The 21,968-nt window shown below is 40.4% G+C and carries 26 protein-coding genes; 12 read left to right on the forward strand and 14 right to left on the reverse strand.

The features are described 5' to 3' along the window. Window positions 1-457: 457 nt before the first annotated feature. Window positions 458-919: a pyridoxamine 5'-phosphate oxidase family protein gene (locus RMX69_RS05630; RefSeq protein ID WP_322636761.1), complete on the reverse strand. Its 462-nt coding sequence runs from the start codon at window positions 917-919 to the stop codon at window positions 458-460. Window positions 920-1,822: 903 nt separating this feature from the next. On the opposite strand from RMX69_RS05630, the gene RMX69_RS05635 reads away from it, so the two are divergent. Together RMX69_RS05635 and RMX69_RS05640 are read left to right on the forward strand one after the other, a co-directional pair. Continuing rightward, complete coding sequence (locus RMX69_RS05635; protein WP_322636762.1) at window positions 1,823-2,020, forward strand: hypothetical protein; 198 nt, start codon at window positions 1,823-1,825, stop codon at window positions 2,018-2,020. A 161-nt stretch (window positions 2,021-2,181) separates the two neighbouring features. Continuing rightward, window positions 2,182-2,649, forward strand: coding sequence for a hypothetical protein (locus RMX69_RS05640; RefSeq protein ID WP_289797858.1), 468 nt, complete (start codon window positions 2,182-2,184; stop codon window positions 2,647-2,649). 17 nt (window positions 2,650-2,666) lie between these two features. Here the strand turns inward: RMX69_RS05640 and RMX69_RS05645 are convergent, their stop codons facing one another. Together RMX69_RS05645 and RMX69_RS05650 are read right to left on the reverse strand one after the other, a co-directional pair. Further along, window positions 2,667-3,008: a type II toxin-antitoxin system PemK/MazF family toxin gene (locus RMX69_RS05645; RefSeq protein WP_322636763.1), complete on the reverse strand. Its 342-nt coding sequence runs from the start codon at window positions 3,006-3,008 to the stop codon at window positions 2,667-2,669. Then, window positions 2,993-3,235 carry a DUF2281 domain-containing protein gene (locus RMX69_RS05650; RefSeq protein WP_322636764.1) on the reverse strand — a complete coding sequence of 81 codons (243 nt, stop codon included), beginning with the start codon at window positions 3,233-3,235 and terminating at the stop codon, window positions 2,993-2,995. The genes RMX69_RS05645 and RMX69_RS05650 overlap by 16 nt, the downstream gene beginning before the upstream one ends. A 298-nt stretch (window positions 3,236-3,533) precedes the next feature. Between RMX69_RS05650 and RMX69_RS05655 the strand changes: the two genes are divergently transcribed. The 5 genes from RMX69_RS05655 to RMX69_RS05675 all read left to right on the forward strand — a co-directional run bounded on the left by RMX69_RS05655 (window position 3,534) and on the right by RMX69_RS05675 (window position 8,137). Then, the gene (locus RMX69_RS05655) at window positions 3,534-3,749 is read left to right on the forward strand and encodes a bromodomain-containing protein (RefSeq protein ID WP_289797860.1); all 216 of its coding nucleotides are present in this window, start codon (window positions 3,534-3,536) and stop codon (window positions 3,747-3,749) included. Window positions 3,750-3,810: 61 nt separating this feature from the next. Beyond that, a complete protein-coding gene (locus RMX69_RS05660) occupies window positions 3,811-4,362 on the forward strand; it encodes an alpha/beta hydrolase (protein WP_322636765.1) in 552 nt (183 codons plus the stop codon). A gap of 184 nt (window positions 4,363-4,546) precedes the next feature. Beyond that, window positions 4,547-5,098 (forward strand): HdeD family acid-resistance protein, encoded by a 552-nt coding sequence (locus RMX69_RS05665; protein WP_322636766.1) that lies wholly within the window; start codon window positions 4,547-4,549, stop codon window positions 5,096-5,098. A 157-nt stretch (window positions 5,099-5,255) separates the two neighbouring features. Beyond that, the gene (locus RMX69_RS05670; protein WP_322636767.1) at window positions 5,256-7,370 is read left to right on the forward strand and encodes a glycoside hydrolase family 10 protein; all 2,115 of its coding nucleotides are present in this window, start codon (window positions 5,256-5,258) and stop codon (window positions 7,368-7,370) included. 329 nt (window positions 7,371-7,699) lie between these two features. Further along, window positions 7,700-8,137: an NUDIX hydrolase gene (locus RMX69_RS05675; protein WP_289797864.1), complete on the forward strand. Its 438-nt coding sequence runs from the start codon at window positions 7,700-7,702 to the stop codon at window positions 8,135-8,137. 117 nt (window positions 8,138-8,254) lie between these two features. Here RMX69_RS05675 and RMX69_RS05680 read toward each other — a convergent pair whose 3' ends face one another. The 5 genes from RMX69_RS05680 to RMX69_RS05700 all read right to left on the reverse strand — a co-directional run bounded on the left by RMX69_RS05680 (window position 8,255) and on the right by RMX69_RS05700 (window position 11,974). Continuing rightward, window positions 8,255-8,389 (reverse strand): peptidoglycan-binding domain-containing protein, encoded by a 135-nt coding sequence (locus tag RMX69_RS05680; RefSeq protein ID WP_322636812.1) that lies wholly within the window; start codon window positions 8,387-8,389, stop codon window positions 8,255-8,257. Between the two features lie 49 nt (window positions 8,390-8,438). Further along, window positions 8,439-9,377: a prolyl aminopeptidase gene (gene pip / locus RMX69_RS05685; RefSeq protein ID WP_289800040.1), complete on the reverse strand. Its 939-nt coding sequence runs from the start codon at window positions 9,375-9,377 to the stop codon at window positions 8,439-8,441. A gap of 163 nt (window positions 9,378-9,540) precedes the next feature. Further along, the gene (locus RMX69_RS05690; protein ID WP_289797865.1) at window positions 9,541-10,491 is read right to left on the reverse strand and encodes an AAA family ATPase; all 951 of its coding nucleotides are present in this window, start codon (window positions 10,489-10,491) and stop codon (window positions 9,541-9,543) included. Between the two features lie 97 nt (window positions 10,492-10,588). Further along, the gene (locus RMX69_RS05695) at window positions 10,589-11,740 is read right to left on the reverse strand and encodes a DUF4350 domain-containing protein (protein ID WP_322636768.1); all 1,152 of its coding nucleotides are present in this window, start codon (window positions 11,738-11,740) and stop codon (window positions 10,589-10,591) included. Window positions 11,741-11,815: 75 nt separating this feature from the next. After that, on the reverse strand, window positions 11,816-11,974 hold the full coding sequence (locus RMX69_RS05700; RefSeq protein ID WP_322636769.1) for a hypothetical protein: 159 nt from the start codon (window positions 11,972-11,974) through the stop codon (window positions 11,816-11,818). Window positions 11,975-12,079: 105 nt separating this feature from the next. Between RMX69_RS05700 and RMX69_RS05705 the strand changes: the two genes are divergently transcribed. Next, a complete protein-coding gene (locus RMX69_RS05705; protein WP_322636770.1) occupies window positions 12,080-12,757 on the forward strand; it encodes a class I SAM-dependent methyltransferase in 678 nt (225 codons plus the stop codon). Window positions 12,758-12,867: 110 nt separating this feature from the next. Here the strand turns inward: RMX69_RS05705 and RMX69_RS05710 are convergent, their stop codons facing one another. Further along, window positions 12,868-13,005 (reverse strand): hypothetical protein, encoded by a 138-nt coding sequence (locus RMX69_RS05710; RefSeq protein ID WP_322636771.1) that lies wholly within the window; start codon window positions 13,003-13,005, stop codon window positions 12,868-12,870. Between the two features lie 180 nt (window positions 13,006-13,185). Continuing rightward, the gene (locus tag RMX69_RS05715) at window positions 13,186-14,979 is read right to left on the reverse strand and encodes a mechanosensitive ion channel family protein (RefSeq protein ID WP_322636772.1); all 1,794 of its coding nucleotides are present in this window, start codon (window positions 14,977-14,979) and stop codon (window positions 13,186-13,188) included. Window positions 14,980-15,158: 179 nt separating this feature from the next. On the opposite strand from RMX69_RS05715, the gene RMX69_RS05720 reads away from it, so the two are divergent. Both RMX69_RS05720 and RMX69_RS05725 read left to right on the forward strand, forming a co-directional pair. Next, complete coding sequence (locus RMX69_RS05720; RefSeq protein ID WP_322636773.1) at window positions 15,159-15,407, forward strand: hypothetical protein; 249 nt, start codon at window positions 15,159-15,161, stop codon at window positions 15,405-15,407. Between the two features lie 273 nt (window positions 15,408-15,680). After that, entirely contained in the window at window positions 15,681-16,502 is an 822-nt protein-coding gene (locus tag RMX69_RS05725; RefSeq protein WP_322636774.1) for a hypothetical protein, read from the forward strand. Window positions 16,503-16,787: 285 nt separating this feature from the next. Here RMX69_RS05725 and RMX69_RS05730 read toward each other — a convergent pair whose 3' ends face one another. Beyond that, window positions 16,788-17,405, reverse strand: coding sequence for a hypothetical protein (locus RMX69_RS05730; RefSeq protein WP_289797873.1), 618 nt, complete (start codon window positions 17,403-17,405; stop codon window positions 16,788-16,790). 156 nt (window positions 17,406-17,561) lie between these two features. Between RMX69_RS05730 and RMX69_RS05735 the strand changes: the two genes are divergently transcribed. Then, window positions 17,562-18,317: a TspO/MBR family protein gene (locus tag RMX69_RS05735; RefSeq protein ID WP_289797874.1), complete on the forward strand. Its 756-nt coding sequence runs from the start codon at window positions 17,562-17,564 to the stop codon at window positions 18,315-18,317. Window positions 18,318-18,508: 191 nt separating this feature from the next. On the opposite strand, the gene RMX69_RS05740 is transcribed toward RMX69_RS05735, so the two are convergent. Next, window positions 18,509-19,486, reverse strand: a complete 978-nt coding sequence (locus RMX69_RS05740) for an aromatic ring-hydroxylating dioxygenase subunit alpha (RefSeq protein WP_322636776.1) — start codon at window positions 19,484-19,486, stop codon at window positions 18,509-18,511. A gap of 329 nt (window positions 19,487-19,815) precedes the next feature. Continuing rightward, window positions 19,816-20,181 (reverse strand): hypothetical protein, encoded by a 366-nt coding sequence (locus tag RMX69_RS05745; RefSeq protein ID WP_289797876.1) that lies wholly within the window; start codon window positions 20,179-20,181, stop codon window positions 19,816-19,818. Between the two features lie 395 nt (window positions 20,182-20,576). On the opposite strand from RMX69_RS05745, the gene RMX69_RS05750 reads away from it, so the two are divergent. After that, the gene (locus tag RMX69_RS05750) at window positions 20,577-21,032 is read left to right on the forward strand and encodes a DUF4288 domain-containing protein (protein ID WP_322636778.1); all 456 of its coding nucleotides are present in this window, start codon (window positions 20,577-20,579) and stop codon (window positions 21,030-21,032) included. A gap of 212 nt (window positions 21,033-21,244) precedes the next feature. On the opposite strand, the gene RMX69_RS05755 is transcribed toward RMX69_RS05750, so the two are convergent. Then, complete coding sequence (locus RMX69_RS05755) at window positions 21,245-21,742, reverse strand: DUF6174 domain-containing protein (protein ID WP_322636779.1); 498 nt, start codon at window positions 21,740-21,742, stop codon at window positions 21,245-21,247. Window positions 21,743-21,968: the final 226 nt, after the last annotated feature.

The following is a 21,968-nucleotide window of genomic DNA, read 5'->3' on the forward strand; positions in this document are numbered from 1 at the left end:
TTGTAGAAACATAGCAGTGCTACGTCTCTACATTCATTTTTGCTCATATCTCTAAAACTGTACTATATCCTATAAAGCAAAAGCGATTCCTTATTAGTCATCATATTTTCATGAAAACAAATGGAGCGATGTCTACGACGGGTGGTTCCTGAGCGCAGCTGTTGGCGTGGTAACAGAGCGTAGTCGAAGTGCAGCCTCTCGCAGAGAAGGGCTACGCCTACGCCTTTCTTGAGGTGATCGTCCCATGATTGATATTTTGGTGGCTAGTCACTTCAAATACTGTTCGGTTAAGAGACGCGATGAATCGCCGTCTCTACAATAATCAGTCTACAAGTCTGAAATAATTCGTAATTCAATTGTTAATTACGAATTACGAACTTGTACTGAGCGTAGCCGTTGGCGTGGTAACAGAGCGTAGTCGAAGTGCAGCCTCTCGTAGAGAAGTATTACGAATTACTTAAAGACGTGATGGTGTCAAAAAACTAATTGTTTGTGGCTTAAAACTCGATGCACTATCCCAATAATTAACCTGGTTAATATTCACCTTCAACAAAGCAATATCAGGTTCGTCTAGTCCTTTAGGAAACCAGGTTTGAAGTTCCGGCTTCCATAGCTCTCGCATCTTGTTGCGGTCTTTTACAAGTTGTGCTGTACCTGAGATAGAAACGTATCGCTGCTGTTCGGGTGATGAGAAACTAATATTGACCTGCTCATGGTGTTCAATTTCAGTCACCTTATAGGAACCAGCATAAGTAAAAAACCAGAGTATACTATCAGAGTTAATCTCACCACTCTTTGACATAGGGTAACTATGCAAGCTGCCATCATCATCGACTGTGGTAAACATACCATAATCAATATCTTTGATTAGCTCATGCAGTTTTTTAATCTGTTGATCGCGGTCTGTAGAAGTTGCCATTGTTTGTGCTTTTTTCTCTATTTGTCTATTTGTTTGTTGTCTAGGCTGCAATTTTTAATTACAACCAGATTTAATTCTGAATAATGTTATTTTTTAGTATTGACCTTTTTAGTTTAAATTGCGTGAGCCTAAAGGCGTAATTCTAATAAAAGTAGGTTTTTTAGTTATATCTATAGAGATATTTGTTGAGAATTGACTATTCTATGCATAGAGAATTTTTAGGTAGAGCCAGGTTAATTTTGTGCTTATTTCTTTAGACATAAATTTGATAAATTTTGTACTAAATTCAAAGTGCCTCTGTAACTTTAGGATGATGAAATCATAATTTAGGCAGCAATTGCGATCGCTCTGGTATTGCTAAATTAACAAAGTAAATGTGGTAAGCAAGAGTATCTATTTTTACTTTGCAGTACTCTTCTCATTCATAGCACGCTATGCATATTGGCAAATTTTGTATTTACAACAATCCAAACCGGAATTATTACTAGTTGGATTGTAGAAGATAGTTGTGATAATTTAAACATTAACCGCAATTAGAGGTTGAGAATGACGAGTACATCCAACGTCCAGATTACCATCGCCTTGCAATAGCCTGATTTAGATAATGATGAACTGCAAGACCAAACGCAGAGACTATTGCAACAGATGCTGGAACTGGATGAAGTAGAAGACGCTAGTCTTTTCCGTAAAGCAGAAATAGAGGCAGCACAGAAATTTGTAGCAGGATAGAGTATTTCAAATGGCCAAAGTAGCATTGCTGATTGGGGTGAGTGAATATGAGCCTGGGTTAAACCCGCTACCTGCTGCGGTAAAAAGCCAGAAATCTACACAAGTAGAGAAGGCTTTAAGATTCGACTTACAAAAGTTCCGCAAGGCGATCCTAAACAGAAGTATCGTAAAGAAGTGGCGCGATACAGTAGCCGTGGCGATGTTTCTTTTGTGGGTCGCAAGACTTTGGACGCGCTCAGAAGACGCTTGGGAATATCCGAAATAGAAGCAACTGCAATTGAAGATGAGATGTTAGCAGTTGCTCGTCAGGAATTTAGACAAAAGTTACAGCAATATGAGCGGGACTTTACTGAAGCACTTCAATTGATGTAGATACGTTTTTAGAAGAGGTAAAAGCAGATGAATTCCCGACTCAGTTTTTATCAAAGCGAGTAACTCAGGTAATTCCAGAAATTAAGCCAGTCAAAACTGCTAAATTTCTCCCACAGTGGATAGTTCCATTAATATTTGTCGTAGCAGCAGGTTTTTTAGGATTGTTCGTCAAGCAACTGCGAGGAACCTCTCCAATTTTTTCCAATCCATTACAAACTCAAAATCCTACCATCGAAGCAACACCCGCACCGCGATCGCTGGCTAATCTTTCTCCTGGTTGGGTAATTCAAACTAACAATGACATCTCCTTGGGAAACAATCAATCACTCCCCCGTGGGACTTTTTTAGAAGTTATTGAGAAAAAATCAAATCCAAATCCTACTTCTGGCAGTTTTTTGGTGTCTATGCGAGTCTGTGCCAATAAAAGTACCCAAACTCCAGCTAATCCTAATAACCCAGTTGTAACTATCCCTGTTCCCCGAAATTCAAAACCTTGGCCAGCAACAGTATTGCTAAACTCCTCCCAAGTCAACCGTTTTGGCGTTGTTTTACAATCAGACGCACCAAATCCATGTATAACTGTGACGCAACCGCCAGTTACCGAACCATCTGACACTAGTCCAACTTAATCAAATAATCGATATAACTACAGGCTTGAGTACTGTATAATTTCAATAATTTTATTAATCACCTCTGTTAATTTTTCAGATTTTATTTGACCTGCTTGATATAAGATAATTTGTTGATCGGCAGTAAAAATGCGATTTGGTCGAATATTACTTGGCTGATTTAAACTCCCAAAGTTAAAATCACTATTGTCCACTTCAATAGCATAGATATCACTAACTGATTGACTAGTAATTTGGCAAAGAATCAGGTCATTACCTGGAAGTGTAGCAATAACTAAAGCAGGTCTGCGTTTTGTCTGAGTTAAGTCTGAAAAGGGAAATGGAACAATAACAACATCTCCTTTTACAAATCCTGCCATGCTGTATCTTCCTCTGGTTTTAACCAATCTTTTTGCAGTGATGATTCACTCATAATGCTGATTTCTAAAATTTTATCTTTTTGGTACTTTGCTTGTAAGAATTGAACAAAATCTAAAATTTCCTGTAACAGAGGTTCAGGTAATTTTTCTAGTTCTTGTGTAATCTGTTCTTTAAGCATAATTGTCTGATTATGTGTTTGGGCAATATCTAAAATAATATTTATCATATCTATTTTTGAATGAAAATATAAAATCAAATAAATCCTTGCAACTGTAAAATTTTATGTAACACCAGTAGCGATCGCAGATCGTCATGACAATAGTTATTTTGCGATCGCTACTCATGACTTGTTATTTACGTATTAAAGTATTAAATTTTACGCAGTAAAGTATTTTTACCATAAAATGTTAAAATTATACCCTATGAATGAGCCTCTTCAACCCATAGCAGGAGTATCACTTTCCATTCAGCGTCTACTATAAAGAACTAGGAAATCAAATTGCAGGATATCTGCCTTTTAAATTATGGACTGGAAGTACAGGTGGAAAAATGGTTATCGACCAAGCCGAGACGAAGCAGCAAAAAATCCTCATTTGTTAGATGAGAATCAGTTCGAGAACGAACAAGACCGAAAGCTTGCTGAAGAAACTGCAAGGAAGCATTTGGGCGTACCTGCACCAACTTTAGACGAAGATAAATCAATACTACCTCATGCGGCTTCGCCTAATGAAAAGGTTTAATACTAACGATATAGGCATTTTTTGTCTATATCTGCTCCATACCATTATCAAGTTTAACAAAATGCAGATTTCTCAACTTTTCAGTCGCTTAAACAATAAAAAATTTAGTAAGTTACTCACTCAGACAGTAGCTTTAGGCTTAGGCGCTATCGTTCTATTTTCAACTACTAATGCTAATGCTGCCGAGCAAGTTGTTTTAAAGTATGGTACTTTTCAGGGGCAAATATCGGTTGAAGAATTAACTCAGTTTACAGAAACTGGCGAAACTACTCCAACATTAAGAGCTTATTTACAGGCGGCGCAACAAGATCCCGCAGTAGCTCGTAAGGCACTGAAAGCACCAATAAAAGCTGATGCTGCCTTTTTAAATAGCTTACTAGCTAGTTGGGCTGGGCCAATTTTAGTTAACCAAATTGGTGAGGTAGTTCATCCTCCAGGAGGAGAACTAAATCAGGAGGCATTGCGAAGCGCTTTAAGTACATCTATTCAACAAAATGGTGAAGTTACACTAATTGGAGCTATTCAAAATTATCCAAATACTTCTGTTGAACTTGAAGGAGATCGTCTCATCTCTGTTTATGAACGCCTTAGCAGTCTTGCAAAACTCTTATAATGATTACTTACAGACAATAGATTTATCATGAGATGATTTGTTTAGTGTCTCAAGAGTGATAGATTTTAGTCACTATTAGAATTAAGTTAATACTGAAGAGTCTATCGTAGGGTTCATACTCTGTTACTTAGAAATTCCCTAACCTAAATGTAGAGTTTAGTCTAAGAATAGGAAAATGATTTTTATGACAACCGATATTTCTAGAGATATTAACAAGAATGTGAATGGGTCACTGATAACAGGTGTTCTCTTGAGTATTTTAGGAGTTATTGCGATCGCAGCCCCTAACTTCACCACCATATTCGCCGAAACTTGGATTGCAGCAATTTTGATTTTCGCCGGATTTACAAAACTAGTTTATGCCACGCAAACCCGCGAACGAGGAGGTTTTCTTTGGAAACTTCTTTTGAGCGGGCTTTATATTGCCACCGGCATCATGCTGTTTGTTTACCCTTATACGGGTGTTTTGACACTGACTCTGTTACTTGGCACATTTTTGTTGACTGAAGGCACATTCGAGTTAATTCTGGCATTTAAGTTGCGTCCACAACAAAACTGGACGTGGATATTAACTAATGGCATTATTACCCTCGTGTTAGGTGCAATGATTTGGTTCCAGTGGCCCTTCAATGCGCCTTGGCTAATTGGGACATTAGTTGGTGTCAGCATTATTTTTAGCGGCATTTCACGCGTGATGCTGGCGTTGAATGGGCGTTCTACCTTAAGTGTGCAATAGGGATTGGAGAATGGGGACTAAAGAAAAGTTTTCTGAATGCTTAATCCCCAGCACCCAATACCCAAAAAAGTTTACAAGATATTGCAGCAGCGATCCGCCAACAAAATTGCTAAATTAACTAAGGAAATCAAATCAGGCCAGCTAGCTGCAATCAACAATGGTATCTATTGCTACTCCCTTCTCGGATATTCAAAACCATTGGGCACGTTCATTTATTACAGCCTTAGCCCAACGCGGTATTGTCAGTGGGTTGCCTAATGGCACTTATCGCCCTGATAATTCACTTACCCGTGCTGAATTTGCCGCTATTATCGCCAAAGCATTTGGGACAGTTTCCAAGAAGCGGCAGTATGTTCCCTTTGTTGATGTACCCACAAATTATTGGGCAGCAGCAGCCATCAAAACAGCTTACGAAAAAGCATTTATTAGCGGGTTTCCTGATAAAACTTTCCGTTACGCTAACCGAATTACTAGAGTAGAAGTCTTAGTTTCCTTGGTAGCAGGCTTAGAAATTGCTACCAAGATAAAACCTGAACTCCTCTCAAAACTCTCACAAATTTATCAGGATTCTGTTCAGATTCCTGAGTATGGTAGAAACCACGTAGCTATTGCCACCAGCGCTGGATTGGTGGTTAGTTTTCCAAATATTAAATTACTCAATTCTAATCTCGCAGCTACTCGTGCAGATGTGGCAGTGATTATTTATCAAGCCTTGGTGTATTTAGGTCAGGCAGAAAAAATTGCCTCTAGTTACCTAGTACAGCCGCCAATATTAACGCCAATACCGACACCAACTCCAACTCCAACACCAACGCCAACTCCAACACCAACACCGACACCAACACCAACACCAATTCCAACTCCAACGCCCACACCTATCGGTAGTGTTAGGGTAAATCATAGCCGGGAATTCCGGGGGGCATGGATAGTATCTGTGTGGAATGGTGATTGGCCTTCCAAAGCAGGACTTTCTGTTGCTCAACAAAAAGCAGAACTTACCGAAATTATTACTAAATTACAAGCGTTAAACTTCAATGCTCTGATTTTCCAGGTGCGACCGGAGGGAGACGCTTTATATGAATCTCAATTAGAGCCTTGGAGTGCTTGGATTACAGGAACTCAAGGGAAAGCACCAGAACCATTTTATGATCCTTTAGCGTTTGCGATCGCAGAATGTCATAAGCGCAATATTGAACTCCATGCTTGGTTTAACCCTTACCGCGCTAGCACCTCCACCGACCCAGCAAAAACAGTCCGTCCCCACATCGCAGCTACCAATCCAGAAAGCGTTTATTTGTGGAAAACTCAACGCTGGATGGACCCAGGACTAAAAATAGTTCAGGATAGGGCGTATAACGTAATTCTCGATGTAGTGAAGCGCTACGATGTTGATGGCATTCACTTAGATGATTATTTCTATCCATATCCCATCGAGGGACAACCTTTCCCCGATGATAAAACCTACGCTGCATATAAAGCAGCTGGTGGTACACTCAGCCTTGGCGACTGGCGACGAGACAATGTTAACAAAATGGTACAGCGCCTTTGGCAAGGAATTAAAACAACCAAAACCGACGTTAAATTTGGTATAAGTCCCTTTGGAATTTATCGCCCCGGCCAACCCGCTGGTATTACTGGGTTGGATGCTTACAACGTACTCTATGCTGACTCAAAGAAATGGTTAGAAGAAGGCTGGATTGATTATATAGCTCCTCAACTTTACTGGCGCACAGACCAACCACAACAAAGTTATTCAGCGTTGCTAAAGTGGTGGACACAGGTAAACACAAAACAAAGACACGTTTACGCTGGCAACAATCTGACAGAACCAAGCAACAAGAGTCGGGAGAGTGATGAGATTGAAAAGCAGGTGATAGTTACTCGTAGTCAAGCTGCACAGTTATCACTAGGGAATATCTTTTTTAATGTCGGTGTTTTGACAGAAAATAGTCAGGGCATTGCTGATAAATTCCAAAGTTTGCTGTATAACAAACCTGCGCTACCGCCAACTTTGCCTTGGCAGGATACAACACCACCATCTCCACCCATTGGATTACAAGTCAATAACCGCAAACTGAGTTGGCAGCCTGGAGATAATCAGCCAGTTCGTTCCTGGACACTTTATCGGCTGAGTGGCGATACTTGGACAATTGTGCGAATTTTGTCTGCTGGCACAACCTTCGCTACCGTCCAACAAGCGGGAACCTATGCCGTGTGTGCAGTGGATAGATTAGCCAATGAGAGTACGGGAACAGTTATTACAGTTAGTTGAACATAAGGATCGTGGATTTAATAACCTGTGTAGGTTGGGTTGAGTCTGCGAAACCCAACGCCCCAGAGATGTTGGGTTTCGTGCCTCAACCCAACCTACAAAAGTCGATGTTATTTAATTCTTATTCCTAACGTAACTGCGGAATTAAAACCATCATTACCCGCTCAAACACTAATGCTAGAAATTTTTTGAATAATTAACTCTTATAAAAAAATCTGTTTTTAATCTTTTCATAACTTAAAATTAACCAAAATTTATCCGGTATTAGCTCTAGACTTTCTGAAGTAAGCATTGTACAAAAAAGCTAGTTAGTACAGGATGTAAATTATATGAGTCGAAAAGCCAGCAAAGTGTTGAAACAGTCTGGGGTGATTCCTTACAGAGTGAACAATGGTAAAGTTGAAATCTTGCTAATTACAACCCGTGACTTTCAACACTGGGTGATTCCGAAAGGAGATATCCCTAATGGCATGAGTCCGCCTGATTCCGCAGCTAAAGAGGCGTGGGAAGAAGCAGGGATAATTGGGCAAGTAGATGGAAATGAACTGGGAACTTACAAGTACCGCAAACAGGGCAAAATTTACTGTGTCAAGATGTATTTACTATCAGTCGATATGCTGAGTGAAGATTATCCAGAAGCAAGTAAAAGAAAACGGCAGTGGGTAGAAGTGAATAAAGCTATCAGGCGGGTTAAGTTTAATTCACTCAAACGAATCCTTAAAGGTTTTTTCCAGGTAAAATCCCAATTTTGTTCATTACGATGTTAATTAGTGGACAGAATAAATCAAACTATATTATGCAATATAAAATCAATTAAAGGGTTGCAGTCAAACACTCCAAGCCTTACTAAAAAACTTTGTTTATTCACGCCCACTTACTTAAATCTATAGTAAAGCTATCCAAGTTTTTATACCGACAATTCCATCAGCGTGCAATTTCTTAGATGTTTGGAAACTAACAATTGCATCTTTAACTGACCGAACAATTTTAGATTTTAGATTTTGGATTAAAATGAAAATCTAAAATCGAGTGACTCAGAAAAACATCTAAATTCAATATTCAACCGAATTAAATATTATCTGTTGCCTCAATCAAAGCACTACGAATTCCTGGTTCACTCATCGAGTGTCCGGCATCAGGAACCACTATAAATTCCGCTTCCGGCCAAGCCCGATGTAATTCCCAAGCTGATATCATTGGGCAGACTACATCATAGCGTCCCTGAACAATTACAGCCGGAATATGGCGGATACGGTCTACATTTAACAGTAATTGATCTTCTGTTTCCAAAAATCCCTTATTCATAAAGTAATGGCATTCAATCCGAGCAAAAGCTGAAGCAAATTCACTCTCGCCAAACTTTTGCATAAGTTCTGGGTCTAAAAACAGTCTACTGGTACTACCTTCCCAAATTGACCAAGCACGCGCTGCTGTTAATTGAATTTCTAAATCTGGATTGGTCAAGCGTTTGTAGTATGCTGCGATCAGATCGTCACGTTCATCTATGGGAATCGGTTTGAGATATTCTTCCCAAGCATCAGGAAAAATATAGCTAGCACCCTCTTGGTAAAACCAGCACAATTCTTTTTGTCTCAGCATGAAGATCCCACGGAGAATTAATGCTGTGCATCGAGAGGGATGGGTTTGACTGTAGGCTAATGATAAAGTGCTACCCCAACTACCACCGAAGACAGCCCACTTTTCTATACCTAAATGTTGGCGCAGTTTTTCGATATCACTGACTAAATCCCAAGTGGTATTTTCTCGTAATTCAGCATGGGGCGTACTTTGACCACAACCGCGCTGGTCAAACATGACTAACCGCCATTTTTCTGGGTGGAAATATTGCCGATAAAAAGCTGGACATCCACCACCAGGCCCCCCATGCAGCAAAACGATGGGTTGACCTTGCGGGTTTCCTGATTCTTCAAAATGGATAGTATGAAGGTCGGAAACCTGTAAACTACCTTCTAAGTAAGGCTCGATCGCTGGGTAAAGTTCTCGCATTTTGCATATTTTATCAGTAATGTTGTGATGGCGATCGCTATGTCTTAGTGAAACAACTTCGCTTCTGTAAAATGTGGCTTTTAACCGCCCTTTCATCTAAAAATTGCCAAAAGCCCTCACCCTAAATCCCTCTCCCAAGTTTGGGAGAGGGACTTTGAAATTTTCACCTTGGAACTGGTACTTGATTAATTACCGACGCAATTACTGCATCCATTTGTAAACCATCCAGCATCGCTTCTGGTTTCAATATGAGACGATGACGTAGCAACGGTGATGCAACTGCTTTTACATCATCTGGTGTTACAAAATCCCTTCCCGCTAACCATGCTATGGCTTGAGATGTCTGCAACCAAGCACCGGTAGCGCGAGGTGATGCACCCAAAGTCAAATCAGGATATTGACGCGATATTGTCACCAATGCCAACAAATAATCAACGATCGCTTCTGATACTTTAACTTCTTTGACTGCTTGTCGTGCTTGCAAAATGTCGGCTACTGTTGCGATTGGTTTCAAACGGCTAATATCCAAACGTCGTGCGGCAAAACCCGCCTGACGATTGAGTAACATTTGCTTTTCAGCAGCTTTATCGGGGTAATCTACCACCAGCTTAAATAAAAATCTGTCTAACTGTGCCTCTGGTAAAGGATAAGTACCCTCAAATTCCAGGGGATTTTGTGTCGCAATTACCCAAAATAAATCTGGTAAAGGCAAACTTTCACCATCCAGTGTTACCTGCATCTCCTCCATCGCTTCTAGCAGCGCCGCTTGTGTTTTGGGCGGAGTACGGTTGATTTCGTCCGCTAGCAATACTTCAGTAAATATTGGCCCTTTTTTCAAAGTGAAATTGCGGCTATTCAAGTCAAAAATATTAGTACCAGTAATATCTGAAGGTAAAACATCTGGTGTTAATTGAATCCGGCGAAAATCCCCTTGAATTAACTGCGCTAGCACCTTTACTAAAAGGGTTTTCCCAGTTCCCGGTACTCCTTCTAAAATTACGTGCCCACCCGCTAGCAGTGCTACTAAGAGTTGCTGTATTAAGCTAGATTGTCCGACAATTACTTGATTAAGACCTTGACCAAGCCGAATTAAGATAGGATGTGTTTCACTCATATTTTTTATTGATAAATAACCAACGCAGAGTACAATTTCGCAAAAATAATTACGAATTATGAATTACGAACTTGTACTGAGTTTCGACTGCGCTCAACTACCGCGTAGCCGTTGGCGTGGTAACAGAGCGTAGTCGAAGTGCAGCCTCTCGTAGAGAAGTATTACGAATTAATCTAATGGTTCGCCATTTCCCCAACCAGCTTAACAGGTCTCGTTCACTGATGGGTTTTTTGCGAGATTGTAGCTTTAAAACTGCATCTAGTTCTGCTGCACTTGCGCCTGTTTTTTCCATCCAGAAATCGATCAAGGCTTGAGGTTCTAAAAGTACTTGCCCTAATCCCAAGGCTTTTTGGAGTTGTAGTTGTTCTTGTTTACCCACCATTTCAACAACAAAGTCGGTGGTATCAGCTTTCTGCAACACCCCGGCTAAAGCTTGGATGTATGCTTCGCTATTATCTACAACTGGTGTATCTAAAGCTACTGGTTTACCAAAGCGGCGATTCTGCGCCCAAACTAGCACTAATAGCAGGATACCTACCTGTATCAAGATTGGAAGTAAAGGAGTTTTGGCAAAAAAGCTAGATAAATCTCCTTCGTTTTCTTTCTTTCTGACATCGGCATCTTTATAGCCGTGGATGTATTCATCGACAAAGACTGTGTTACTTTTTTCAGTAACCAAACTAGCTAAATACTTGAAATTACTTAAATAATCTTGGTAAGCGTTGGCGGCTAAATAAGGAGTGGTAGAAAAAATCACCTTTCCTTTTTTGTAATTTTCTTTCCAGACAACAGCACCAAAGCGATCGCCTAAATTAACTTGCTGGGAGTTAGCTTTTTTATATCGTCTACGTGTATCAATTTTAATATCACCTTCAGGAGATTTTTGCATAGTGCTAAACTCCGCTTCTGTAACCCGCGCCTTTGCACCCAAAATTACCAAAGTATTTCCTTTTTCTACCCATTCCCGCTCTTGACTATCCAGTGTGGTTTCTCTGGGATAGCCGCCTACTTGTAGGAAGGTAACTGGGCTGTTCTCTGGCTGAATATCACTAAAAGGCTTTTGCCAGCGCTTAATAGAAATTCCCTGTTGTTGCATAAAAGCATACCAAGCACCATAGCCATCAGAGTTATGGTTATAAGTAGAGCCAGCGTTAATTTTAGTATTATTGGGAGCCGCGAACAAACTAAGTAAAACGATCGCAGCGAGTGCGATCGCTCCCATCCAAGCAAGGCGATTTGGACGTTTCATTTTCGACTTTCATAGCCTTTGAATATCAATGTTAATACTTACTTATTTTTCAGTTAAAGTCAAAATATACTTTCTTTAACTTCTTGCAGCGATCGCCTGTTTGATGAATGCTTCTAAATTTTGGGTAGCAGTGGGATTGTCAAACAGAACCTTGCTTGAGAGTTTTAGGGCTTCACGAACTGAGTATCGCCAATCAAGAGAACCTAAAGAATTGGTGTAATAATGTCTAGGCATGAGTTACAACTGCGATTCTTAGAAATAGTGTAAATCCTGCATCTGGCTGCATTATCGCTTATGTTTTAAAGGAGAAGATTGTTCGTGCTATTTGAGCGGTGTTGTATGGACGAGAATGAAAAACGAATCCTTGACTCATGGCAGATGAATGCTAAATTATGGACACAAGCAATTCGTAATCAACAAATTGAAAGCCGTGCGATCGCCACAGATGCCGCTATACTTAAAGTGATAACTCAACTTAATCCAAGAACATTCTTAGATATTGGATGCGGCGAGGGATGGTTGTCTCGACAGCTTTTTTCTTTAGGAATTGATGGCTGGGGTGTTGATTTTTGCACCGATCTTATTGAGACAGCAAAGGATAGTGGTGATTCTCGCTTTGTTGTCTGTTCGTACTCGGATCTTACATCACAAAGATTTAGCACCATTCACTATTTCTCTTGCTTGATCTGCAACTTTTCAATTCTAGGCGAATGCGCTCTTGATGAGATCGCTAAGGCGGGTCATAGCCTGTTAGAGGACAAGGGCAAAATAATCATTCAAACACTTCACCCGATAATTGCTTGTGGTGACTCTACATATTCCAATGGGTGGCGCGAAACTTCATGGCAACCAAATGCGGATCAACCCTTTTACCCTACTCCTTGGTATTTCAGAACCCTGGAATCATGGATCAACGAATTTCAGACTTTGAATTACCGATTGCTAAATTTATATGAGCCATCCGATCCCAAGACAAATAAACCGATTTCCATTATTTTTGTCTTAGAACGGGAGTAAAGTATTAAACACATTCGCTCTCTTTAGCTATCTGCGCCTAAAAAAGCCACCTTTGCCGCAGAGATAAATTGCTAATGCTCAAGTGCCCTCATACCGAGGCTGAAGCAGAACTAAAGCTCCCCTTCTAACTGTTGGGCTACCAGTCTGGCAAATAACCCTGATTGGGCAATCAATTCTGAAAAATTACCTACCTGCACGATATGACCAGCGTCAATAACATAAGTAGAACGATGTGGAAAAACCAACACCGGGATTTGCTGTTAATGTAAATGATCCTACAAGCTCATTTGAAGGCATAAAAGAGAGGTTTGAAAATTCACAAGCTTAAGATACCCGTTTCATCTAGAGATTGTAACTGGTTGAGCAAATCTTGGTAACTGGATTGCTTGAAGTAGTTGGGAATGGAAGAAGAACCGTTTAAACTCAGTTCATCCCAAATCAGTGTTGTAACTGATCCGTTGCGGTCTGCCAATCTGGATATTGTTTGCTTCAAAGGCTAGCCGCACCCTTAAACGGAACTCTCGCCCAACATTCCATTGTTCCATCGGTGCCGTTTTAATCCAGACGCGGACTAACATTCCTGTGTGGGAGAGGTCATCAATCCCCAGCACTTCAGGCAATTCTGGTAAGCGATCGCGCCATTCTGGTTCGTTATACAATTCCTGGGATACTTGCCTGAGAATTTCTAAAACATACTTCGGGTCGTTTTCATAGGCCACCACAATAGAAAAGTCTACCCGCGACCAAAGGCGGGTTAAGTTGTTGACATCAGTGATATTGCTATTAGGAATGGTAATTAACTGACCTTCGCCATTGCGTAGTTGAGTCACGCGCAGGTTGAGATTTTCCACCAGTCCGCTTTTATTCCCAATCTCAATCACATCTCCCACAGCAAATTGATCCTCCATCAAAATCAAGCAGCCATTGACCAAATCTTTCATTAAACTTTGAGAACCAAGGGAAATTGCAATACCGATAACAGCACCCCCTGCCAAAATTGAACTAGTGGGTACATTAAAAATGTCTAGAGTCCGCAAGATACCGAAGGTAATGAAAACAAAAGCGATTAATCCTTTTAGTGCCCCGGAAACTGTTGCAGCTCGCAGGGCAATCCGTTGAGTTTCACTCAAAGGGAGAGAGGGATGGGTTGTCCAGACATCGGTGATGTAGTCAATTAAGCTTTTGCCAATACGAATGACAACACTGATGAAAAACCAAATAATCAGCAGCGCCAGGGGACGCGCTAAAGCATCACTCCACCATCTCATCAGGTAGGGGACGCGAGACATGATGACCACAATCCCGATGTACCATACGAGAATAAACGCCCAAAACAGTAGCAAGGTGAGAAAAGAATAGATCCCCAGTTGGCGCTTGAGAGTGAACTGTCGCTGGATGATTTTTAGAAATTGCGATCGCTGATGGGCGATGGTGTGTGCCTCTGGTTCGCTGGTGTCGATTGCTTGAATATTGGCCGATGTTTCTGCCTGAGAGCGTTTGACCGCAGCCTCTTTTGCCTCAGCCATATGCTCTTGATAACGAGCTTGCAATATCGTTTGTTTGCGAATTAGAGTTCGCCGCAGGAACCATAACACAACACTGCCCAACACCAAGCCGATGCTGATTTGTATTGCCTGCCCAACCCGTTGAGACAATACCTTAGGTGAGAAGAGTCGCTCGATGCGTTCCACTTCTGCTTGTAATATTTTTTGCCACTCCTGGGACAATTCCTCCAGTGTTTTCCCATAGTAGTCAGCATCTGGCTCTGTCACTGTCACCAGCCTTAAAGAACGGGTCGTTTGATCGTCATTGAGCTGGAGGATTAGGCGGTTATTCAGGGTGGCAACAGAAATTATGGGAGTTTCTTTGGCTTTGTCGGCTCTATCGAGCGCTCGCATCAGCCGTTGCGTAATTTCTTCAGCACGTACTTCCACAGGAAGACTTCCCTCCGGGGGTTGGTCGCGATTAAAAACAGTGGGAGAGACAACCTTAAATAAAAGGTTTTTGTCTAGTGGTGAATTCACGTTGGCAATTTCATATTCACCGAGACGGGTGACGCCTTTAGGGGGTTTGTGCGGATCGTTAGAAGCGGCGGTGGGTGATGAGGCCAGTTGACTGTGGGCGATCGCACCCCAGCCAAACACCATTGCGATCGTCACCACAATGATTAGCACAAACCGAATTGTTAGACGCTGCAAGCGATTAAACGAGAGTATAACCATAGAGAACTATTGCCCAACTGAATATCAGAAGCTCATACTTCTTTGGCACTGCCTGATTGAGATTTTTGAATGTGGCAATAGTAGCATTTAAGTTGGGAGCTTTACGGGCAAGGGTTGCTTATTCGTAGACATAGCCCACCGCTATTATTTCTGATTCTTCTAAGTATCGACCCACTAGTTTGATACCTTGGGGTTATCCTTCTGGAGAAAAGCCACTGGGTATTGCCAAAGCAGGAAAACGGGCTGAAGAAACTATTCCGTTTGAAGTTAGCATCCCAAATTTAGCAACAACTCTAGACAATCTCAAGGATATCAGCGATCGCTTCAATCAAACGAAAGAAAGCATTCAGAAAGAAGTTCAATACGTCAAAAAGTTTCGGTTTATTACGGCTTTTTGCTTTATATATATTTTAAAAAAATTCAACTAAAATGTGGTTTATCCTACTACTATTATTTAACTTCTTGAAGAAAGCAGAAGGTAAAAAGTAATTACAGGCATTTAAACAAACTGTAATTAAAGACCACTAAATAATTTGATTTAGTGCAGGTATTAAAGTAAATTTGGGCAAGGCAAAAAGGCATACATTAAAAATTTTTTCTTCCCTTCTGCCCTCTGTCTTATCCCTTGCCCGCAGGACAGATAATATTTCCAACAATCAGAGTAACTTATGTTGATGTTGCATTTTACCAAGATAAGTAGATTGTCTCAATTAGTGACTTTTGCTGCTTGTGGCATCCTCTTGAGTATAGCTTCCATTACTACGGAACATTCATCAGTTTTTGCACAACAAAAAATTAAACCCACTACTACTCCTTTGCTGATATCACAAACACGGCAACTCAGAGCGGAGTCAGGGCCGGATGATAAAGGTCGTTGGCGATTCTATAAGCCTAACGATGTCTCAGACGATGCAATGCAAGCCCAAGGTTGTACTAACGTTGGTGTTGGTGGTTCGAGTGGTGCAAATTGGCGCTGTCCTCGCGAGAGGATTAGGGTAGAAGCGGATGGTGATTCCCGTAGTCGTGATTCTCGCTACGATGATGATGATTCTCGGAATCGCGATTATCGTTACGGAGCCTCTACACGGCAACTCAGAGCAGAGTCAGGACCGGATGATAAAGGTCGTTGGCGATTCTATAAGCCTAACGATGTCTCAGACGATGCAATGCAAGCCCAAGGTTGTACTAACGTTGGTGTTGGTGGTTCGAGTGGTGCAAATTGGCGCTGTCCTCGCGAGAGGATTAGGGTAGAAGCGGATGGTGATTCCCGTAGTCGTGATTCTCGCTACGATGATGATGATTCTCGGAATCGCGATTATCGTTACGGAGCCTCTACACGGCAACTCAGAGCAGAGTCAGGACCGGATGATAAAGGTCGTTGGCGATTCTACAAGCCTGAGAATGTCTCAGACGATGCAATGGAAGCCCAAGGTTGCACAAACGTTGGTCTTGGTGGTGCGAGTGGTGCAAATTGGCGCTGTCCCCGCGAGAGGATTAGGGTAGAAGCGGACAATAGACGTTAAGATTAAGGGTTTAGAATATCTGACTGTCTGATTGGTATATAAAACAAATTTGAAAGCTTGAATCCTAACAAAATTCTTAGTCCATGAGCTTAAATATACCGATTAGACAGTCAGGAGAAACTCATGCCAGGTGGATATATTAAGCGAAATAAGCTACTAAGTAGGTAGACATAATTAAATATAAAATAAACTCCTAGTTTGTAGTGAGCGATTTATCGCTTAGAGCAAGGATTATCAATACTAAAGTCCTTACTACAAACAATAAATTTATTTATGCCTAGATACTTAACTACAATAAGCCAGACTGCTTAATCCAGGAGTATTCACTAAGTCAGTATTAACCATCCAACCATTACCAGATAACTCTCCAGGGAAACTTCTGGAAAGGTCGATTTCTACCCAAATGTAATTTTCAGATTTATATGACTTAACTATATTACCTGTAACCAAGTTCACAAACACAACTGTATTTGGAGAAAGTGTTGTAATAAAAGGTTCTTTTGTACTTGGTTGGCGACGTATAGTTTCCTGTCGTACAAGTTGCCGACATACACTGCCAATAGTAGGTTTACTCGATACATTTTGAGCGTTGTTATTCGGCTGACAAAACCTCAGCGCAGCAGTTTGAATAAACCCTGAAGTTGGAGCTTTAATTCTGACAAATCTATCTCCACTAACGGGGATATATGCTAAAGTAACTCTTGTTTTAGCCGACAATATTCTGATAGCATGGGATGATGTTGAAGGTTCTTTGAAAATTGGAGTATTTACTTTAGTTGCACGACAACTTGACTGTGCAGAATTAAAGGGAGTCTGCGCGATTTGAGCAAATACAGGTACACTCAGAGCAAATGTAGCAATATTTACTAGAGTAAAAATATACAATAACTTCTGAAATTCCACGTTTTTTCCTCAATATTAGTTATGAGAGACTGTACATTAGATTCGGAACTTATAAACTCTGATGTTAAAAGAGCCTAACCAAATTATTTTTAACTATTAGAATATCATATAATGACTTATTAATACTAATTACTAACTACGCGCCATCTGTTAATTATGAATAAATCCAAGAATAGTGGAATAGTTGAACAGTTTGTTAATACAGTGATGGGGGTAAAACCTGGGAATCAACAACAGTCTCTAAACACATCAATTGCTACTACACAAGAACTAGATATCAGAGCAGTTTTAGCTTATACACTAGGGACTATCCTACAAATATTAGTCATGAGTCTCGTGTTACTGGGAATGGAAAAATTAGTAATGTTCATTGATAACAATTCTTCTTTTCCCAGTTGGGTTAGCACTTTATTGACTGGATTATTTTTTGCTCTATTAAGTATCCGTTCTCGAATTTTTTCTCTTTTAGATAATACTCGTTCTCGTCAGACCTATGACCAGGTAATCAGACCAAGATGGTCGCCTCCACCTTTAGTATTTCCCATAGTTTGGATGATAATTGCCGTTTTGCGGGTAATTTCTTCTGTATTGGTTTGGCAGCAAATGAATCACCAGTTTTTAGTGCTGCCTTTAATTTTGTTTGTGGTACATCTGGCTTTAGGGGATACTTGGAATACGATTTTTACTGTCGAACGGAGATTAGGTGCTGCTGTACCTGTAGTTATTTTAGGCCCTTGGTTATCTGCTATAGTGGTGACGGCAATTTATTGGCAAACTAATCCTATAGCAGGAATGACTTTATCATTTTCTTGTGTGTGGTTAACTGTAGCTGCTGTTTTGGTATTTAGAATTTGGCAATTAAATGGATCTGAGCCATTGTATCCTTTAAAATTAGCACCTGTGGATCAATAAATACCCAAAATTCACCTTGATACGAAAGCAAGTAAAAATTTTACTTGACTTTTCAGTACCGCATTCAACATACATAAAAAACGGTAGAGGAATTAACAATCTACCGTTTTTTCAACTCTTTCAGGGGGTTGGTTTCTAAATCAATTTTATCGAAATCTTTTCTTAATCATAATGATAAGCATCGTCAAGTTTTAAATAGTGCCGAAAGTAACACCCTGTTGTTTGAGCCACTTCCGGTATGCTATAGAATAGCGATCGCTCGGTAAATGTACTTCTGATTGCAAATCTAAAGGTAAGCGTCGGGGCTGCTGGGACTCGACAATGGCGATATCTTGACTAGCAATTTGATTTTGAATATCTAGATACACTTCCACTTTTAGTTCGCGGACACTGTTTACCATTAACCAATATTGCACCACGCACTCATCTTCATCGACTGGCGTAATTGTATAGAAAATATTTAAACGATGATCTCCAGGCCCAAGTTTAAAATATGCCACTAGCGGACGGAAAATGTGGTAATCGTAAGTGTTGAAAATCAGTGGTGCAGAAAGAGGATTACCGGAATTAAAATCTAGTTCCCACAAACCACATTTGAAACTAATCCCATCTGGAAGAGACTCTAATTCATAGTGCGTCAACTCAGGATGACTGGCGTGGGCAAATAATCCCGAATGCATAATTGGGAAGTGTGCCGGATCGATAAAATTTTCCAGCACCCGCAGAGGGCTAGAGTGATAGTAGTAAGGGCCACAGAAAATCTTCTGATAGACCGGATCGTACCACTCAGAAAACGGAGCTATGTCTTGTTTTGGTGTCCCTAAACAAACCCAAAGCAGATCGTAACGCTCTTGAATTTGGTAAGTTTTAACACAAGCTTGGGCGGGGGGCGATTGTTCGGGATTAGCGGGAACTTGTACACATTTTCCCTCGCTATTAAAGGCTAAACCGTGGTAAGGACAAACAAGAGTCTCTTTATTAACATATCCTAGAGAAAGACGGGCACCACGATGAGGGCAAACGTCTTGCCAAGCTAAAACTTTGTCGCCATTATGCCAAAGCACTATATTTGAGCCTAATAAGCGCTTGTGCAGAACTGTTCCAGGTTGGAGGTCTTGCGATCGCGCTATTACATGCCAATCATTCAGCAAAATCTGGTCTTGCACCATGAGTATCGACACCCGTCAGGTCAAATACCTATATCTTAATCATCCTGCGAAAAAACTATCAAAGCACTTTTAGGATTTGTTAACAGATAAATGTGCGATCTCCACGTATGCAAAAACTCAAAGTGCCGGAAAATTCAGGTTAATGCATCTGGGTTATTTTGTTGAAACTGAGGTGAAGCTCCCTTAGATTGGTTAATTTAGCGATCGCATATATCTAAATTTAGTTTCTAGCTGCCTCTGTCATTATACTTGCGATCAATTTTTGGCATTGTTTACATTAGGATTTACGCATAAACATTCTCTAGAAAAATTGGATGCAAAGTTTACTATTAACGTTGCCAGTCATACATTAATCGTCCATGACGATCGCGCACAAGTTCCCATTCTCCATGACGATATCGTTGTCCGTGATAACGTATAGAGCGATAGCGTCGTCTATAATAATGTCGTCGATTCCGCTGGCGTTGATAATAATATCTTCCAGTTCGTTGCCGTCTATGATAACGTCGTCGAGTCCGTCGGTGAGCTAACAAAAACTCTTCACTTTGCTCTCCAACTAATTTTGTTTGTACGTCAATACTCTGCTCATTGAGAACATCATTGCGAGTATTCTCTTTGGCTTCAACCAAAGTAGATGGATAAATGAAGGCTAATAACAGGAACGCAATTGAGGATAGCTTTTTGAAACGGTTCACGTTTTTGCTTTTCCTAAACTATTGGTAATCATTTTATTTAATACTTAAGTTTAGTAATTATATAGTTCAAAATTCACAAACTTGATGAACGCAAATGTAATTGAAAGTACATATAGCAATTCCCAAATCCTCAAAATAGCACGCTCGGCAATAAGTCTCTGGTATAGTTGCTTTGTATTTTCAAGCATTTGTATTTGTGGGAATTGCAAGATACAAATACGATCGCCGACACGTAGATCGCGCCAAGATTGATTTATTGTCATTTTTGAATTGTTTAGTGTATGTTGGTTTTCAGCCAGCATAACCTGTGAGATGAGTTTCAAAAATCCTTTCAAACAAAACCACTGAATAGTCAGTGATAGCATTATTGTTAGAAATTTTGGGTTTTATAAACAATGGCATACATTCCAAAGGATGCAGAGTGGTATATCGCTGAATTGGTGATCGAGTGTAACGTTGAGGGAAATCCATATAATGTTGTTCATGTAAATATTGTTCTTGTCCGTGCTTCTTCACCAGAAGAGGCTTTTGAGAAAGCCGAAGAACTTGGTTATCAGGAGAACAGCACATATCTCAATCCCAAAAGTCAAACCGTAACTTTTACTTATAGAGGCTTACGGCATCTCGATGTGATTCATGATGAATTAGAACATGGTGCTGAACTGATGTTTGAAGAAAAAATTGGTATACCTGAAAGCGAGTTACAACAAATGCTGACTCCAAAATCTCAGCTAGCTATTTTTCGTCCGTTAAAACCAATAGATCCATCTAAGCCAGACTATAGCAGTAAAGAAATTATGGATGAAGTCGCAAAAATGATGGGTGACGATGGTATTATTGAAAGACTTTAAATGCTTCAGCCCAACAATTCAAGAGCAAGCAAGATATGCTGAATCAATTAAGGGACTTGCGTGAAAATAAAGTACCAAAAAACCGATTTTCGACACTTCGACTGCGCTCAGTGCATCGCTGCGCTCAACTCTCGACAGTTGAGGGTTGGGACACTATTAACCCGCAGATCCCTAAGCACTGTTGTAGCAAAGAATGCTCTCCCTAGCTATAGTTAATTAGTTTTTTGCAGATTGCTAATTGTCAAAAATATTTCATCATCAGCGATCTGGCTATTATAATCAATGTTAATTTGAGTTGGATAACCAAATATTGGATCGTATTGTACAGTCAAGTTTGCTGCTTTCCGAATCAGCGCATCCCTGATGATGTCAAAGAGTTTAGGAATTGTATTATATTGTTTAAACAGTTCTGCATCAGCTGGCTGTTGAGTTGCTTTATAAGTAATAGAACTTGTGACTCGATTACGTACTTTAATAATTACTGGTTCTGTGGCTTTAGGTAAACAAAAGCAACTTCTAGTGAATTCATAGCGATAGTTAGAGATTTTTTGCCGTCTCCATAATCGGTAATTAATCTTAAATTGTTCTAAGGCTAAACTATTAGGCGCGGGCGTTTTGGCTACCTGTATAGGAGGAGGTTGAGATATTACAGGTGCACTAAAACCTAAAGATGCCACTAAAACAGCACTAATTGCAATTGGTAAGCGCATATAAATCCATTTTTAACTGCAACTGTTTACTTTAACGTAGCTTCAAGATGATTGCCAAAACATTGAAATTATTTGTGACACTCAAAGCTGATATGGGGATTTTCAGATTTATATCATGTCCGTATAATTAGTTATGATTTCCACAGTCATTGCACCCCACCCCCAGCCCCTCCCGAAGAGCGCGGAGGGGAGACAAAGCATAGCTTTGGCGGGGTGGGGTTCTTCA

Origin of the sequence: Nostoc sp. EspVER01 (assembly GCF_034530635.1) — a bacterium.
Lineage (GTDB): Bacteria > Cyanobacteriota > Cyanobacteriia > Cyanobacteriales > Nostocaceae > Nostoc.

Coding starts and splice junctions, on each gene's coding strand:
- pip (WP_289800040.1), bottom strand. CDS start 9,377: ATGCGAGAACTTTACCCAGCGATCGAGCCTTACTTAGAAGGTAGTTTA.
- RMX69_RS05665 (WP_322636766.1), top strand. CDS start 4,547: ATGACAACCGATATTTCTAGAGATATTAACAAGAATGTGAATGGGTCA.
- RMX69_RS05755 (WP_322636779.1), bottom strand. CDS start 21,742: ATGCGCTTACCAATTGCAATTAGTGCTGTTTTAGTGGCATCTTTAGGT.
- RMX69_RS05655 (WP_289797860.1), top strand. CDS start 3,534: ATGGACTGGAAGTACAGGTGGAAAAATGGTTATCGACCAAGCCGAGAC.
- RMX69_RS05735 (WP_289797874.1), top strand. CDS start 17,562: ATGAATAAATCCAAGAATAGTGGAATAGTTGAACAGTTTGTTAATACA.
- RMX69_RS05705 (WP_322636770.1), top strand. CDS start 12,080: ATGGACGAGAATGAAAAACGAATCCTTGACTCATGGCAGATGAATGCT.
- RMX69_RS05660 (WP_322636765.1), top strand. CDS start 3,811: ATGCAGATTTCTCAACTTTTCAGTCGCTTAAACAATAAAAAATTTAGT.
- RMX69_RS05630 (WP_322636761.1), bottom strand. CDS start 919: ATGGCAACTTCTACAGACCGCGATCAACAGATTAAAAAACTGCATGAG.
- RMX69_RS05670 (WP_322636767.1), top strand. CDS start 5,256: ATGGTATCTATTGCTACTCCCTTCTCGGATATTCAAAACCATTGGGCA.
- RMX69_RS05650 (WP_322636764.1), bottom strand. CDS start 3,235: ATGATAAATATTATTTTAGATATTGCCCAAACACATAATCAGACAATT.
- RMX69_RS05700 (WP_322636769.1), bottom strand. CDS start 11,974: ATGCCTAGACATTATTACACCAATTCTTTAGGTTCTCTTGATTGGCGA.
- RMX69_RS05715 (WP_322636772.1), bottom strand. CDS start 14,979: ATGGTTATACTCTCGTTTAATCGCTTGCAGCGTCTAACAATTCGGTTT.
- RMX69_RS05690 (WP_289797865.1), bottom strand. CDS start 10,491: ATGAGTGAAACACATCCTATCTTAATTCGGCTTGGTCAAGGTCTTAAT.
- RMX69_RS05695 (WP_322636768.1), bottom strand. CDS start 11,740: ATGAAACGTCCAAATCGCCTTGCTTGGATGGGAGCGATCGCACTCGCT.
- RMX69_RS05675 (WP_289797864.1), top strand. CDS start 7,700: ATGAGTCGAAAAGCCAGCAAAGTGTTGAAACAGTCTGGGGTGATTCCT.
- RMX69_RS05645 (WP_322636763.1), bottom strand. CDS start 3,008: ATGGCAGGATTTGTAAAAGGAGATGTTGTTATTGTTCCATTTCCCTTT.
- RMX69_RS05750 (WP_322636778.1), top strand. CDS start 20,577: ATGGCATACATTCCAAAGGATGCAGAGTGGTATATCGCTGAATTGGTG.
- RMX69_RS05740 (WP_322636776.1), bottom strand. CDS start 19,486: ATGGTGCAAGACCAGATTTTGCTGAATGATTGGCATGTAATAGCGCGA.